At 67.3% G+C, this 13920-nt stretch carries 16 protein-coding genes and 1 other RNA gene; 11 read left to right on the forward strand and 6 right to left on the reverse strand.

The genetic code is table 11. From position 1 onward, the window contains the following. Positions 1-1362: zinc metalloprotease (locus E8P82_RS08980; RefSeq protein ID WP_246021162.1), on the reverse strand; the 1362-nt coding region annotated here is incomplete at its 3' end. A 567-nt stretch (positions 1363-1929) separates the two neighbouring features. On the opposite strand from E8P82_RS08980, the gene E8P82_RS08985 reads away from it, so the two are divergent. From E8P82_RS08985 to E8P82_RS09035, 11 genes are all read left to right on the forward strand, one after another. Beyond that, the gene (locus tag E8P82_RS08985) at positions 1930-3156 is read left to right on the forward strand and encodes a TadA family conjugal transfer-associated ATPase (RefSeq protein WP_136454174.1); all 1227 of its coding nucleotides are present in this window, start codon (positions 1930-1932) and stop codon (positions 3154-3156) included. After that, positions 3153-4010, forward strand: a complete 858-nt coding sequence (locus E8P82_RS08990; RefSeq protein ID WP_136454176.1) for a type II secretion system F family protein — start codon at positions 3153-3155, stop codon at positions 4008-4010. Before E8P82_RS08985 ends, E8P82_RS08990 begins: the two co-directional genes overlap by 4 nt. Continuing rightward, complete coding sequence (locus E8P82_RS08995; protein ID WP_136454177.1) at positions 4007-4948, forward strand: type II secretion system F family protein; 942 nt, start codon at positions 4007-4009, stop codon at positions 4946-4948. Before E8P82_RS08990 ends, E8P82_RS08995 begins: the two co-directional genes overlap by 4 nt. A 56-nt stretch (positions 4949-5004) precedes the next feature. Next, entirely contained in the window at positions 5005-5250 is a 246-nt protein-coding gene (locus tag E8P82_RS09000) for a hypothetical protein (protein ID WP_136454179.1), read from the forward strand. Between the two features lie 22 nt (positions 5251-5272). After that, positions 5273-5671: a TadE family protein gene (locus E8P82_RS09005; RefSeq protein WP_246021164.1), complete on the forward strand. Its 399-nt coding sequence runs from the start codon at positions 5273-5275 to the stop codon at positions 5669-5671. Then, entirely contained in the window at positions 5652-6218 is a 567-nt protein-coding gene (locus E8P82_RS09010) for a hypothetical protein (protein WP_246021166.1), read from the forward strand. The genes E8P82_RS09005 and E8P82_RS09010 overlap by 20 nt, the downstream gene beginning before the upstream one ends. Further along, the gene (locus tag E8P82_RS09015; protein ID WP_342773232.1) at positions 6215-6718 is read left to right on the forward strand and encodes a pilus assembly protein TadG-related protein; all 504 of its coding nucleotides are present in this window, start codon (positions 6215-6217) and stop codon (positions 6716-6718) included. Before E8P82_RS09010 ends, E8P82_RS09015 begins: the two co-directional genes overlap by 4 nt. A gap of 52 nt (positions 6719-6770) precedes the next feature. Beyond that, the gene (prfB, locus tag E8P82_RS09020) at positions 6771-7892 is read left to right on the forward strand and encodes a peptide chain release factor 2 (RefSeq protein WP_136454180.1); all 1122 of its coding nucleotides are present in this window, start codon (positions 6771-6773) and stop codon (positions 7890-7892) included. A gap of 185 nt (positions 7893-8077) precedes the next feature. Beyond that, positions 8078-8551, forward strand: coding sequence for an SsrA-binding protein SmpB (gene smpB, locus E8P82_RS09025; protein WP_136454182.1), 474 nt, complete (start codon positions 8078-8080; stop codon positions 8549-8551). 92 nt (positions 8552-8643) lie between these two features. After that, positions 8644-9011, forward strand: a transfer-messenger RNA (tmRNA) gene (gene ssrA / locus E8P82_RS09030). Between the two features lie 96 nt (positions 9012-9107). After that, entirely contained in the window at positions 9108-9335 is a 228-nt protein-coding gene (locus E8P82_RS09035; RefSeq protein WP_136454184.1) for a hypothetical protein, read from the forward strand. Positions 9336-9366: 31 nt separating this feature from the next. Here the strand turns inward: E8P82_RS09035 and E8P82_RS09040 are convergent, their stop codons facing one another. From E8P82_RS09040 to E8P82_RS09060, 5 genes are read right to left on the reverse strand one after another with little or no spacing between them, the layout of a single operon-like run. Next, the gene (locus E8P82_RS09040) at positions 9367-10467 is read right to left on the reverse strand and encodes a carboxylate-amine ligase (protein WP_136454185.1); all 1101 of its coding nucleotides are present in this window, start codon (positions 10465-10467) and stop codon (positions 9367-9369) included. Between the two features lie 39 nt (positions 10468-10506). Next, complete coding sequence (locus E8P82_RS09045; RefSeq protein WP_246021168.1) at positions 10507-11298, reverse strand: metal-dependent transcriptional regulator; 792 nt, start codon at positions 11296-11298, stop codon at positions 10507-10509. Then, positions 11295-12218 carry a metal ABC transporter permease gene (locus E8P82_RS09050; protein WP_136454187.1) on the reverse strand — a complete coding sequence of 308 codons (924 nt, stop codon included), beginning with the start codon at positions 12216-12218 and terminating at the stop codon, positions 11295-11297. Before E8P82_RS09050 ends, E8P82_RS09045 begins: the two co-directional genes overlap by 4 nt. Before the next feature lies 1 nt (position 12219). Further along, complete coding sequence (locus E8P82_RS09055) at positions 12220-12981, reverse strand: metal ABC transporter ATP-binding protein (RefSeq protein ID WP_136454513.1); 762 nt, start codon at positions 12979-12981, stop codon at positions 12220-12222. A gap of 5 nt (positions 12982-12986) precedes the next feature. Next, on the reverse strand, positions 12987-13904 hold the full coding sequence (locus E8P82_RS09060; protein WP_136454188.1) for a metal ABC transporter substrate-binding protein: 918 nt from the start codon (positions 13902-13904) through the stop codon (positions 12987-12989). Positions 13905-13920 lie beyond the last annotated feature (16 nt).

Genomic DNA, 13920 nt, shown 5'->3' on the forward strand with positions numbered 1-13920 from the left:
GGTACGCCGAGAGATCAGATCATCGGTGCCATTACCGTTGAAATCCCCGGCATTGACGACCATCAACGACCTGTCAAGCACCACAGGAACCGGCTTCGGAACCACAGGAGGCTTCGGAACCACAGGAGGCTTCGGCACAACCGCCGTCGTCACCTTCGGAGTCACGGTGACTGTGGCACCTGCCGAGGTCACGGAGTCGATCCGGACCTTGGTCCCCGCGTGAGTAGTGAAGGTCTGACCCTGCTGCCAGGTGAGCGAGGTGTTCCCCCACCCGGAGATCCGGGAGTTGGGCGTCAGCGCTACCGAGGCGTTGTCGTCCCATCCGAGGATGTCCTTCTTGGTGATCTTCACGCCCCGGTTGCCGCCGACCGCCGTCGGGCCGTCATAGCCGACCGGGAGCCGCGCCTCGAGATAGTAGACGTCCTTGCTGACCGGATCGGTGAACTTGGCGGCGCGTCCTGCTGCGGTTCCCGCCCACGCCTTGAGATCGACCCGCGTCGACGCGGACGGCGTGCCGAGATTCCGGATCTCCTTCCCGTTGCCGAAGCCGCCGTATTCCCACATGAAGGCGTTGATGCGCGGTGAGCTCACCTGGGCGTACCCCATCAGGTCGGAGGTGTCGCTGTACTCCGCCGAGTAGCACTCCTTGTCCGTCCAGGTACCTCCGGCCTGCGGCACATCCGAGCGTCCGTTGCTGCAGGCGAGCGAATTCGCGTGATGCAGTCCGAGGACGTGGCCGAACTCGTGGGTGACCACGTTGTTGGTCAGCGCGGAAGGGTACGGCATGATGACGCGGCCGCTCGTGGCGCCGTCGGTGAAGCCGCCGCCGAGGATTCCCCAGGAGCCGTTGTAGTTCAGTTCTGCGTGGGGGACGAAGATGATCAGCGCTTCGTAGGGGCGGTACTGCCACTTCAGCTCGTCCGAGACAGTTTTCATGATGGTGCCGTAGGAGTCCGTGATCTTTGCTGCGGACTTGTGCCGGAACTCGTTCACCTTCGAGAGGGACAGCCGGCCGGCTGAGGAGGAGTTCCAGTACTGGCTGGCGCTCACAATGGAGTTGCGCGCCGCCGTCATGTTGATCGCATCGGTATCGGCAACCGTCTTCCCCGACAGTTGCACACTGACCAGTGTGACCTTGAACGTACCCGTTCGAGGCGCGAGCGCCGCTGTTCCTCCGCTTCCGTCAGGGCTCGACGGCGCTGCCGACGTCTTCGCGGGGGCGTCCACGTAGTGTTCGCCGTAGCGGGCATTGGAGTCGGGATCGTCGAGTGGGTTCCAGTCCAGATCCGGGACGAAGGAGGTGATCTCTTCCGCTGCAGGCTTGGGCTCGGCGGACTCTTTCGGTGCGGCTTGCGTCGGCACTGTTTGGGCCGGCACTGTTTGGGTCGGCGCCGTTCGGGTCGGCTGCGCCTCCGGCGTCGTCGGAACGTCCCCCGTGGCAGGTGCCGGCTGCGCCGGGTCGGCGGGGCCGGAAGGAGCGGGGGCGACCGGCGGTGCGGTCGGCGTCGCCGTCGTGGGTGAGGGAGTCGGGGTTGCATCGAGTGCTACTGCGGGGACCGCACTGCCTATGAGACCGAAGGACAGTAGAGCGGCGCACAGAAGCCGGGCAGGGGAGGGCAAGGTCACGGGTTTCTCCAGCAGAATCCGGGCGTCAGCCAGCTAATGAATCCCGTGCAGACTACATATCCGATATCTCCATAACGAGAGTTTCGTAAGAGAGACAGGAATGCTGGGTTAAACCTGCGAGTAACCGGCGACTCCCTTTGCGTGTCGCCCCTGTGGAGGACTACTTCGCGTCCGGAACGGTACTACTCACATATTCCGGTTTCCCTTCTCGGGCAGGACTGCTTTCAGTAGGGTGAAATCCGGTGTGAACCGCAGTGGTTCCGCTGGTACGCCGACGAGGGTGTCGGGCACGCGGGAGTAGTGATGGACGCAGTGCGCATGATCGAGGACGAGGTGCGGGAACTGATCCGCAGGCGCGGACTTGACCCTGCCCTGCAGGCTGCCGAGGTGCAGTTGCTCGTGAGCGACGTGGTGGCGGACTACGAGGACCGCTCGGTCCTCGGCGTGCTGCCGCCGATCGGCAGACTCGACACGGCGCGCAAGCAGATCTACGACGCGGTCGCCGGGTTCGGTGCGCTGCAGCCACTGCTGGACGACCCCTCCATCGAGGAGATCTGGATCAACGCCCCGTCCCAGGTCTATGTTGCACGCGATGGGGAGTCCGAGTTGACCGCGCTCTCCTTCAGCGATCAGCAGGTACGCGATCTGGTGGAGAAGATGCTGAAATCCTCGGGGCGTCGTCTCGATGTCTCCTCGCCTTTCGTCGACGCCTCTCTTCCGGACGGGTCCAGACTGCATGTGGTCATCCCCGAGGTCACCCGGAAGCACTGGTCCGTCAATATCAGGAAGTTCATCGCTCGTGCCTCGAGACTGGAACACCTCGTCGAGCTCGGTACCCTGTCTCCGCAGGCGGCGCGATTCCTCGGGGTCGCTGTTGCCAGTGGGCTCAACATCCTGGTGTCCGGCGCCACGCAGGCGGGCAAGACGACCATGCTCAATTGCCTCGGAGCGGCGATAGGCCCGAGGGAACGCGTCATCACGGTGGAGGAGATCTTCGAGCTGCAACTGCCGCTGCGCGACGTCGTGGGGCTCCAGTGTCGGCAGCCGAACCTCGAGGGACACGGCGAGATCCCGTTGCGGCGACTCGTCAAGGAGGCCCTGCGGATGCGCCCCGATCGTCTGATCGTCGGGGAGGTACGCGAGGCGGAGACCCTCGACATGCTGATCGCACTGAACAGCGGCCTACCGGGGATGTGCAGTGTCCACGCCAACAGTGCGCACGATGCGATCACGAAGATCTGCACCTTGCCCCTGCTCGCCGGCGACAACATCTCGAGCGGCTTCGTCGTACCGACAGTGGCATCCTGCATTGATCTCGTGGTGCACTGCGCCCGGCTGCCCGGTGGCCAGCGCCGGGTCATGGAGATCATGGCACTCGGTCGGCGCGTGGAGAACGGCGTGATCGAGTCCTCGGACGTCTTCAGTCGCAGGGACGGCGCGCTGCAGCTCGCAGCCAGCGCAATGCCCGCCGAGGACAAGTTCGCCGCAGCCGGCGTCGACATCGCTTCCCTGTTGGGCGCGGGCGCATGAGTACCGCACTGGGGGTCCTGCTCGGAATGGGCCTGGTGCTCATCTGGTGGTCGTTCTGGGAGCGTTCGAGTAGTCAGCGCGTCCGAAGGGCTCGACGCGCGCCCATCGCAGAGCTTCTGCTGCGTGCCGGGGTGGAGCGGGTCTCGCCGAGCGGGCTGCTCGCCTCCTGTGCGGCTGTGGGCGTCCTGGTCCTGCTGCTCGGTTTCGTCCTGACCGGATCAGCGCCCATCGCCCTGTGCTTCGGGCTCTTCGGCGCTCTCCTGCCCCTCTCGATCGTCAGATGGCGTGCTGCGCGACGCACGGCCTCGCTGCGCGAGCTGTGGCCGGAGGTCGTGGACCACCTCCGCTCAGCCATCCGCGCAGGGCTCTCGCTTCCGGAGGCACTCATCCAACTCGGGGAGAAGGGGCCGGTGGAGCTGCGACCCGCCTTCCAGGGGTTCGGTTCCGATTACAGGGCCGGCGGCCGCTTCGACGACGCACTCGGTCAGCTGAAGGAGCGTCTCGCAGATCCTGTGGCCGACCGCATCGTCGAAGCGCTCCGCCTCACGAGGGAAGTCGGTGGCTCGGACCTCGGGCGCCTGCTCGGCACTCTGTCGGAGTTCCTGCGCGACGCGGCCCGCACCCGCAGTGAGCTCGAGGCGCGGCAGTCGTGGACCGTCAACGCCGCCCGGCTGGCGGTCGCCGCTCCCTGGTTCGTGCTCCTGCTGCTCTCCACACGACCCGAAGCCGTCCGCGCGTACAACACGGCCGGCGGCGTGGCCGTGCTCCTGGGCGGACTGCTCATCTCGGTACTCTGCTATCGCGTCATGCTGCGCGTGGGAGCGCTGCCCGAGGACCAGCGGGTTCTGCGATGAGCCCCGTCCTGGCACTCGCGGCCCTCTGCGGGGTCGTTCTCGGATCAGGCCTGTGGATCGCCGTCGTGCGCCTGCCGATGATGCGATCGACATCCCTGACAACGCGCGTCTCACCGCAGCTTCGCGCCGTGGACGTGAGATCCCGGCTCCTGGCGGATAGTCCGGCGAATGTCACGCCGTTCGGGCCCCTGGAGCGCATCATCCGTCCGGTCCTCACGGACGCCGTCGCTTGGTCCCACCGCTTCAACCCGGCAACCGCAGCGCTCACCCGTCGGCTGGCACAGGCCGGGAGGAACCAGTCGACGACGGACTTCAGGGCACAGCAACTGCTCTGGGCCGCAGCAGCACTGGCGACCTCGACGCTCATCATGCTCCTCCTCGCAGCCTCGGGATCCGTCAGCGTTCCTTTCGCGGTCGTGATCATCGTCGTGTGTGCCGTCCTGGGCTTCGTGGGGAGGGACTATGTCCTCTCCGTGGACATCAAGCGGCGCGAGGCCCGCATGCTGGCACAATTTCCCAGCCTGGCGGAGCTTATGGCCCTGGCCGTGTCGGCGGGGGAGAGCACGACGGGGGCGCTCGAGCGGATCAGCAGAACGGCGAAGGGCGAACTCGCCGAGGAGTTCGTCCTGGTGCTGGCAGCCACCCGGGCGGGCACGCCCCTGGCGGAGGCTCTGCAGCACTTCTCCCACCGGACACGTCTGGCCCCGCTGGCACGGTTCGTCGACGGCATCACGGTCGCCGTGCAGCGAGGGACGCCCCTTGCGGATGTTCTCCGCGCCCAGGCGCAGGACGTGCGTGATCTCGCCAAGCGCGAGCTGATGGAATCCGCAGGGAAGAAGGAGATCGCCATGATGGTCCCACTGGTCTTCGGAGTGCTTCCCCTCACTGTTCTCTTCGCCGTGTACCCGGGTATCGCGCTGATCAATCTCGGTTTCTGATGTACACCTGCCACCTACCCACACCGACAACCGATCCGACACCAGGGGGTACCCTCATGAGAATACTGACCACCACCACTCGTAGCAGTCTGATGCTCCTGACAGCTGTGACCTCGGTCCTGGGCCGGCTGAGCGCCCTGACGGGCCCACAGCGAGGGACGGACGATCCCGAGCGTGGAGATGTGCCCGGCTGGGTGATGATCACGCTCATGTCCGCGGTACTCGTGGCCGCACTCCTGGCCATTGCCGGTCCGGCACTGGAGGGACTGTTCAATCAGGCGATCGACCAGGTCTCGCCCTAGCGTGGTCCGGCTCAGGCGGGCGGTGTCAGGGGGGCCGGACGAGCGCTCCGGGGACGCCGAGCGCGGCGCTGCCGTGGTCGACTTCGCCCTCGTCGGTGGGCTGCTGACGGTCATCTTCATCGCCGTCATCCAGCTGACCCTCGTCCTGCACGTGCGGAACACCCTCATCGACGCAGCCGCATCGGGAGCCCGCTACGGCACCCTGGCGGATCGCGATCCGGAGGACGCGATCGGCCGCGCCCGGGAACTCATCGAAGGCTCACTCGCCGACTCCTACGGCTCCGACGTCTCGGTGGGTGAGAGTACGGTCGCCGGTGTCAGAACCCTCGAAGTGGTGGTTCGTGCTCCGCTACCCGTCATCGGTCTGATCGGCCCCGCCGGGCTGCTGGAGGTCCGCGGTCATGCCGCGTTGGCATCCTGAGCGGACGCTGCTCCTCGGCGCGCTCGCGAGGCCGCATGTGCGGACACACGCACGAACACGCGCGCGGACGATCGCCCGGTCGGCGGGTCCGGGTCCATCGACGATCGGATCCCGCGCCGGCAGACACGAAGCAGACGACCGCGAGCGGGGCAGTGCCGTCGTGGAGTTCGTGTTCCTCGGCGTGCTGCTCCTGATTCCTGTCGTCTACCTGGTCCTCACGGTCGCCCAGCTCCAGGGCGGTTCCTTCGCCGTCGTCGGAGCTGCGGACCAGGCTGCCAAGGTCTACGTCGATGCGGCGACGCCGGCACAGGGGGAGGAACGAGCTCGGGAAGCGGTCCGTATCGCCCTGTCGGATTTCGGCTTCAGCCAGGATCAGGCTGCGATGGAGATTTCCTGCAGCGCCCAGTGCCTCGCGCCCGGTTCCCTCGTGAGCGTCGTCGTCCGGCTGGAGGTCCCGTTGCCCCTCATGCCCGCCACCGCCGGTTCCTCGCCGGCAGCAGCGACGGTGGACGCCGCCGCAACGCAGATCGTGGAGCGGTACGGGTGACGACGTCCTCGGAGCGGCAGAAGGCGACGCCTGGGACAGCTGCGCCGCCACCGCACGACGACGACGGGCAGGTGGCGGTCCTGGTCATCGGCTATCTGCTGATCTCGCTGCTCGTCGTCACGGTCGTCCTCGCGGTGACGAGCGTCTACATCGACCACAGGAAGCTGCTCTCGGTCGCCGATGGCGCAGCGCTGGCGGCCGCGGACGACTACAGCATCGACGTCGGAGGTGGGAGCGCGGCGGGAGGTGGCACGACGGCGCCCCTGCCGGTCCTCGAGGGCGCCGGCGTGGAACGATCCACGGCGGGCTATCTCGCCTCGACCGGGGCTGCCGCCCGGTTCGACCAGCTGTCGATCGACCCGGCCACCGGTGCTCCCGACGGCCGGACCGCGAGGGTGGTCCTGAGCGCCGTCGTCCATCCCCCGATCGTCAACTTCCTCGTCCCCGACGGCATCCCGATCCTTGCCCGGGCTGACGCCCGTGCCCAGCTGGTCCGGTGAGCCGCCTGCTCCTCGAGGCCCCTGTACGGCGATGACGTAGGCTGGAACCACCATGGCAACCACCGATTTTCCCGCGGAGATCCGCGCCCTCCGCGCCCAGTACCAGTCCATCGAGCAGGTCTCGGATGTCGAGGGGATCCGCAAGGACATCGAGGAGCTCAGCCAGGAAGCCGGTGCTCCCGACCTCTGGGACGACCCGGCCGCTGCGCAGAAGGTGACCTCGAAACTCTCGCACCGTCAGTCGGCACTGGAGCGGCTCGAGACCCTGGAGAGCCGGATCGACGACCTGGAGGTCCTCGTCGAACTCGGCGAGGACGAGGCGGACGAGGACTCCCTCGCCGAGGCGGAACGGGAACTCGTCACGCTCGGCAAGGCGCTCGACGAGCTCGAGATCGTGACGCTGCTGGCCGGCGAGTGGGACGAGCGCGAGGCCGTCGTCACCATCCGCTCGGGCGCCGGGGGAGTGGACGCCGCCGATTTCGCCGAGATGCTCCTGCGCATGTATCTCCGCTGGGCGGAACGCCACGGCTACCCCACCGCGATCCTCGACACCTCCTACGCCGAGGAGGCCGGCCTCAAGTCGGCGACGTTCGAGGTCAAGGCGCCGTACGCGTTCGGCACCCTCTCCGTGGAGGCGGGCACGCACCGACTCGTGCGGATCAGCCCCTTCGACAACCAGGGCCGTCGGCAGACCTCCTTCGCCGCCGTGGAAGTGATCCCGCTCATCGAGCAGACCGACGTCATCGAGGTGCCGGACAACGAGATCCGCGTCGACGTCTTCCGCTCCTCCGGACCCGGCGGACAGTCCGTCAACACCACCGACTCCGCCGTCAGGCTCACCCACCTGCCCACCGGCGTCGTGGTCTCCATGCAGAACGAGAAATCGCAGATCCAGAACCGGGCCGCGGCGATGCGCGTGCTGCAGTCCAGGCTCCTGCTCCTGAAGAAGGAACAGGAGGACGCCGAGAAGAAGGCGCTCGCGGGAGACGTGAAGGCGTCCTGGGGAGACCAGATGCGCTCCTACGTGCTCAACCCCTACCAAATGGTCAAGGACCTCCGGACGAACCACGAGGTGGGCAATACCTCGGCGGTCTTCGACGGCGAGATCGACGACTTCATCGACGCCGGCATCCGGTGGCGGACCGACAACCGCAACGACGCCGGGAACAGCTGAGCTCCGGCTTCGGCACTGCCGAGCGCTGCATCTCGGCAGGGACGACGCACACGAGCGTCCCACCTCCCTCCGGAGTCGGCAGGGAAGCACCCCCGAGGCGCTCCGCGTGCACCACGTCGTAGAATGGAGAGTACTGTCCTCCAGCGGTTCCCCCTCCGCAGCAGTAGTGAAGAAGGAGCTCCGCCGTGCCGAAGGAAAGTGGCCGGAAAGTGGTGGCCACGAATCGGAAGGCCTTCCACGACTACGCCGTGCTCGATACCTATGAGGCGGGTATAGCCCTGATGGGCACCGAGGTGAAGTCCCTGCGGGCCGGGCGTGCCTCGCTGATCGACGGCTATGCGGTCTTCTACAACGACGAGCTCTGGCTCGAGGGCATCCACATCTCCGAGTACTCACAGGGCAGTTGGACGAACCACGCCGCACGGCGGCGGCGCAAGCTGCTGCTGCACCGCGAGGAACTCACCAAGATCTCGCAGAAGATCAAGGAATCCGGCTTCACCCTCGTTCCGCTGCAGCTCTACTTCCTCAACGGTCGGGCGAAAGTGGAGCTCGCCGTGGCGCGGGGCAAGCGCGACTACGACAAGCGCCAGACCCTCCGGGAGAAGCAGGACAACCGGGAGGCACTGCGCGCCATGCGCGAGAAGAATCTCGGTGCGTGAGGGTTCTTCACCACGACGCGATGTGCGCTAGAATGGTACAGTCGACCTCGCGATACGCGCGGCGGCCCAGGTATCACTTGATAACTGAACATGGGGATGACAGGTTTCGACGATGTTGGTCGCGACAGGGGAAGCGTGCCGAGGATACAGGGTTATCTCGTAAACGCTCCTTGTAAAACAATAAGTGCCGAACAAAAGCGCACTGACTTCGCTCTCGCTGCCTAAGCAGCCTAGCTAGTCCGTCAGACCGGGTTTGCTCTCGCCCCGGACCCTGGCGTCATTCAGAGGGCCACTGCTCCCGATCCTCATTGTAGGGATCGGGGGGACTCTTATACAACTGGGCTCGGCAGCCACTCGTTCGCACGATGGCTGGAGCCGAGAAAAACCGACGCGAACTGCGCACGGAGAAGCCCTGACAACACTGCATCGGACGCGGGTTCAATTCCCGCCATCTCCACGAATCACCCGAAGCGCCTCACCGGTCCCCGGTGGGGCGCTTCGTTGTCGGTGACGAATCAGCCCCGGGGCGTCCTGCGCCGCGAACTACACTTGGCCCATGAGCTGGACAGACAGGCCGCCGTCGTGGCTCCCGCCGCTACCGCCACCGAAGCGCGGTCGCGCCCTGATCGTGCTCGGCTGGGTCCTGGTCGGCGGAACCTTCGTCTTCATCTTCGTCATGAGCTACCTCGGCGGCACCCACACCCTCTACACCCTGCTCCCGCTGCTGCTCGGACTGCTGTGCATCATCGTCGGGCTCCTGCGACGCGACAGCCGCCAGCGGTAAGCGGGTTCGGGCGTGCGCGACGTGTACTTCGTCAGGCTTCCTGCGTGAACGTGTCCCGATACAGGGACAACAGGGCGTCGATGCCGCCGTCGCGCAGTGCCCGGCGCTGGCGCTCGGATCCGGTACCGCGCTCGGCAACGGTCGCGAGTCCCGCCTGCACGCGATCGACGTCGCCCTCGGACTCGAGCGCCGGCCCCACATGGTCCAGGAACGTCCGGAGGAGGTGCCCGGCGGGAACGGGTTCCGCCGTCGCGAGGTCCACGAGATGGTGGTTCAGCCCGTCCCTGGCCGCCTGCCACAGCGCGGCATCCAGCAGTTCGGGATCCGGGTCCAGCAGTGGTGCATCCGCTTCGGCCTCGCGCAGAGCCGTGACCACGAGGGCACGGGTGAGTGCGCCGAGGAGCACGGCGTCCTGGGCCTGAAGCTGCACGTCGCAGGCACGGAGTTCGAGGGTGGGGAAGTTGTCCGAGAGGCGGGCCACCCAGGTGAGCACTCCGCGGTCCAGGATGGCACCGGTACCACTCAGTCTGGTGATCCGGCGTTCGTAGTCGGCCACGTCGGCGAACACCGGCGGGATCCCCTGGACGGCCCAGCGGCGGTAGTGGATCACACGCCAGCTGCCGAAGCCGCTGTCCCTGCCCATCCAGTAGGGCGAGTTCACGCTGAGGGCGGTCAGCAGCGGGATCCAGGGTCGGATCCGGTTCAGGGCCTGGATCCCGCTGTCCTGGTCCGGTATTCCCACGTGGACGTGCAGTCCGTTGACGAACTGGTCGCCGACGATGCCCGGTGCGCTCACCCGCAGGTCCTCGTAGCGCTGTTTGTCGGTCAGCTCCGGGTAGTCCTGACGGATCCAGGGAGCGGTGGCGGTCGCGGCGGCGATGCTCTGGACCCGGGACGCCGCGCGCTGGAGCGTGCGGCGGAAGTTGAGCAGTGCCGCCTGCGCGTCCGGCAGCGTCTCGCAGACCGGCGTCGCGGTCTCGATCTGGCAGGACAGCAGCTCCCGCTGGATCTCCTCCGGGGTGATTCCCGGTTCTGCCTCGAGCAGCTCCTGGACTTCCGCGGCATGGTGGGCCGGCAGTCCGGAGTCCGGTTCGAGGAGCAGGTACTCCTCCTCAAGGCCGAGAGAGGTCATGGGGATGGCTCCGGTTCCGGGGGACGGCGACAGTTGCAGCTACGGGCTCAGTCTAGGAGCGGATGCGTCAGCGACACGAGTCGGGCTGATCGAACCGCGCTCGGCTCGGCCATCCTCGACGGTGCAGCCGGGGTGGGGCGTGCTGCTCTCGATCCAGAGCGCGGCGGCGAGCATGCCGTCGATGGGCAGGGGAGTGGTTGCTGCTCCGACGTGCAGTTCCAGCGCGGATCCCGCGCCGCGCCGGCCGAGCAGGAGCTCGTCGTCGAGCGCGATCCCGTGCCGGTCGAGGAAGCGCAGGACGCCGGGATCGTCATCGCTCACACGGGCGAGCGTACCCGTGTGGCCCTCGTCCAGGGAATCGAGGCGGAGCGCCGCCGGGTAGTGGACGGTGCCCTCGCGGGTGGGGATCGGATCCCCGTGCGGGTCCCGTGACGGGTGGTCCAGCTTCGCTGCCAGGCGCTCGATGAACGCTGCGGAGACGGAGTGTTCGAGCAGTTCGGCCTCATCGTGGACCTCGTCCCAGCCGTAGCCGAGTTCCCGGACGAGGAAGGTCTCGATGAGCCGGTGCCGCCGGACCATGGCCAGCGCGAGCCTGAGCCCGGCGGGGGTCAGGCTGATCGGACCGTACTTGCGGTGATCGGCCAGCCCCAGCTCCACGAGCTTGGCCACCATACCCGTGACGGAGGAGTTCGCGACGGACAGGCGCGTGGCCAGATGGCTGGCGGTGATGGCCCCGCCGTGCCACTCGGTCGAGGTGTAGAGGACCTTCACGTAGTCCTGGACGCTCGTCGACTCGATGCTCAGCACATTGCCGCGCCGGGTCGCCATCATGCGTCCTGGGACAGGACGGCGTCGGCTGCGCTCCCGGTTCGTGCCGGGGCACCCTCGCGTCCGCCACGCGTCGAGCGTCGGCGTCGTGCGAGCTGCCAGAGCAGGCCGTCAGGGCGGGCCACGAGGTACACCACGGTGAACACGAGCGCCTGGCACAGGACCACCGCGGCGCCGGTGGAGATGTCGAGGTAGTAACTGGCGTAGATACCGGCCACGGACGCGATCACGGTGAGGGAGACCGACATGACGAGCATGCGATCGAAGCTGCGCGTGAGCAGGAACGCGGTGGCGCCGGGGGTGACGAGCATGGCGACGACCAGGATGATGCCCACCGCCTGGAGCCCGACGACGACGGTCAGTGCGAGGAGGCCGAGCAGGAGCGCCGAGAGGCGGCGCGTGTTGATCCCGATCACGTGCGCATGCGTGCGGTCGAAGGCCAGCAGCGTGAGATCGCGTCGCTTCAGCAGCAGGACGGCCAGCGTGAGCGCTCCGAGGACCAGCACCTGCCAGACCTCGCCCGTCGAGACGCCGAGGACGTTGCCGAAGAGGATGTGCATGAGATCGATCTGGGACGGCGTCGCCGAGACGATCGCCAGTCCGGAGGCGAAGAGGGCGGTGAAGACCACCCCGATCACGGTGTCCGCCTTCAGCCTGGTGGTCGAGCGGACCACCCCGATGAGAGCCACGGCCCCGGCGCCGAAGACGAAGGCACCGATGGAGAAGGGCAGCCCCACGATGTACGCGAGGGCGACCCCGGGCAGGACGGCGTGCGAGACGGCGTCGCCCATGAGGGAGAAGCCCATCAGGATGAGCCAGCAGGACAGCACGGCGGCCACGACGGCGGCGGCGACGGTGACGGCGAGCGCACGCGTGAGGAACCCGTACTGCAGGGGTTCCAGGAAAAAGGCCACGAGGTCCATGTCAGGAGTCTCCTTCGCCGGAGGTGGGTGCTACCGCCTGGCCGAAGGCCAGCGCGAGATTCTGCGGGGTCAGGACCTCCGTGGGATCGCCGTGGGCGAGCACGCTGCCGTGCAGCAGGATGGCCTCGTCGCTCAGCGCCGGCGCTCCCGCGAGGTCATGGGTGGAGACCAGGACGGAACGGCCCTCGTTCCGCAGGGTCTTGAGCAGGTCGATCATGGTGCTCTCACTCGTTCTGTCCACGCCGGCGAACGGTTCGTCGAGCAGGAGCAGCCGTGCGTCCTGGGCGATGCTCCGGGCGATGAACACGCGTTTGCGCTGGCCTCCCGAGAGCTGGCCGATCTGCCGACGACGCAGCTCGGCCAGACCGACCCGCTCGAGTGCGTCGTCGACGGCACTGCGGTCGGCGGCGCGCAGTCGTCGCGTGAGTCCCAGCCGTCCGTAGAGACCCATCGCGACGACGTCCGCCACCGAGACCGGGAAGGTCCAGTCGACGTCCTCGGTCTGCGGCATGTACGCCACGAGCTGGCGCTTCCGAGCCTGCGTGGTCGGCAGGCCGAACAGCGACACCTCGCCGGCGTCGGGTGCGACGAGTCCCATCAGTGCCTTGAAGAGGGTGGATTTCCCCGAGCCGTTCACGCCGATCAGTGCGCAGATCCTGCCGGGCGCCAGCGCGATGCTGACGTCGTCCAGTGCGCGGACGTGCCCGTAGGTGACGCCGAGGTGATCGACCTGAAGCACGGGAGCCGACTGTTGGGTGGACATCATGGTCACGCGGCGAGCCCTTCGGTGATGACGCGCAGGTCGTGGCGGATGAGGTCGAGGAAGCCCGGAACCGGTCCGTCCGCCTCGGAGAGGGAGTCGACGTAGAGCGTGCCGCCCAGGGTTGCCCCGGTGGCTTCGGCAACCTGTTCCTGGGCCGAGGGGTTGATGGTCGACTCGCAGAAGACGGTGGGTACCTCGTGCTCCATGACGAAGTCGATGACGCTCCTGATCTGGCGGGGGGTCCCCTCGGCGTCGGAGTTGACCGGCCAGATGAACGCCTCCTGGAGTCCGAGGTCCCGGGCCAGGTAGGAGAATGCGCCCTCGCAGGTGACCAGGGCGTTCGCTTCGGCCGCTGCCAGGTCGGCGTGGAAGCCCGTGGTGATGTCGTCGAGCTCGGCGTTCAGCCGGTCACCGTTCCGCTCGTAGTCCGCGGAGTGCCCGGGATCGAGGTCGGAGAGGGCTGCGACGATGTTGTCGACGTAGACCTGCGCGGCCACGGGTGACATCCAGGCGTGCGGGTTGGGCAGCCCCGAGTAGTCACCGGATCGGATGTCCACCGGCTCCACACCCTCGGACAGCACCACGTGCGGGGCGTCGACCGAGTTCAGGAATCGCTCGAACCAGCGTTCGAGTCCCAGCCCGTTGTCGAGGATCAGATCAGCGCCCTGGGCCCTGACGAGATCCGACGGCGTGGGCTCGTAGCCGTGGACCTCCGCCCCGACCTTCGTGATCGACTCGACGCGTACGTGTCCGCCGCCCACCTGATCGGCCAGATCGGCGAGGACCGAGAAGGTCGTCAGGACCAGCGGTCGATCATCCTGGTCCCCGGGTGGCGCGGGTGCTGCGCATCCCGGGACCAGTGCCAGGATGCCCAGGAGGCCCACGAGCAGCCGGAGGACTCGGCGTCGCGAATTTTTAGGCATGCCTAAATATAGCAAC

Origin of the sequence: Arthrobacter echini, from assembly GCF_004803505.1 — a bacterium.
Taxonomy (GTDB): domain Bacteria; phylum Actinomycetota; class Actinomycetes; order Actinomycetales; family Micrococcaceae; genus Arthrobacter_D; species Arthrobacter_D echini.

Coding starts and splice junctions, on each gene's coding strand:
- E8P82_RS08985 (WP_136454174.1), top strand. CDS start 1,930: ATGGACGCAGTGCGCATGATCGAGGACGAGGTGCGGGAACTGATCCGC.
- E8P82_RS08990 (WP_136454176.1), top strand. CDS start 3,153: ATGAGTACCGCACTGGGGGTCCTGCTCGGAATGGGCCTGGTGCTCATC.
- E8P82_RS08995 (WP_136454177.1), top strand. CDS start 4,007: ATGAGCCCCGTCCTGGCACTCGCGGCCCTCTGCGGGGTCGTTCTCGGA.
- E8P82_RS09000 (WP_136454179.1), top strand. CDS start 5,005: ATGAGAATACTGACCACCACCACTCGTAGCAGTCTGATGCTCCTGACA.
- E8P82_RS09010 (WP_246021166.1), top strand. CDS start 5,652: ATGCCGCGTTGGCATCCTGAGCGGACGCTGCTCCTCGGCGCGCTCGCG.
- prfB (WP_136454180.1), top strand. CDS start 6,771: ATGGCAACCACCGATTTTCCCGCGGAGATCCGCGCCCTCCGCGCCCAG.
- E8P82_RS09035 (WP_136454184.1), top strand. CDS start 9,108: ATGAGCTGGACAGACAGGCCGCCGTCGTGGCTCCCGCCGCTACCGCCA.
- E8P82_RS09040 (WP_136454185.1), bottom strand. CDS start 10,467: ATGACCTCTCTCGGCCTTGAGGAGGAGTACCTGCTCCTCGAACCGGAC.
- E8P82_RS09045 (WP_246021168.1), bottom strand. CDS start 11,298: ATGATGGCGACCCGGCGCGGCAATGTGCTGAGCATCGAGTCGACGAGC.
- E8P82_RS09050 (WP_136454187.1), bottom strand. CDS start 12,218: ATGGACCTCGTGGCCTTTTTCCTGGAACCCCTGCAGTACGGGTTCCTC.
- E8P82_RS09055 (WP_136454513.1), bottom strand. CDS start 12,981: ATGTCCACCCAACAGTCGGCTCCCGTGCTTCAGGTCGATCACCTCGGC.
- E8P82_RS09060 (WP_136454188.1), bottom strand. CDS start 13,904: ATGCCTAAAAATTCGCGACGCCGAGTCCTCCGGCTGCTCGTGGGCCTC.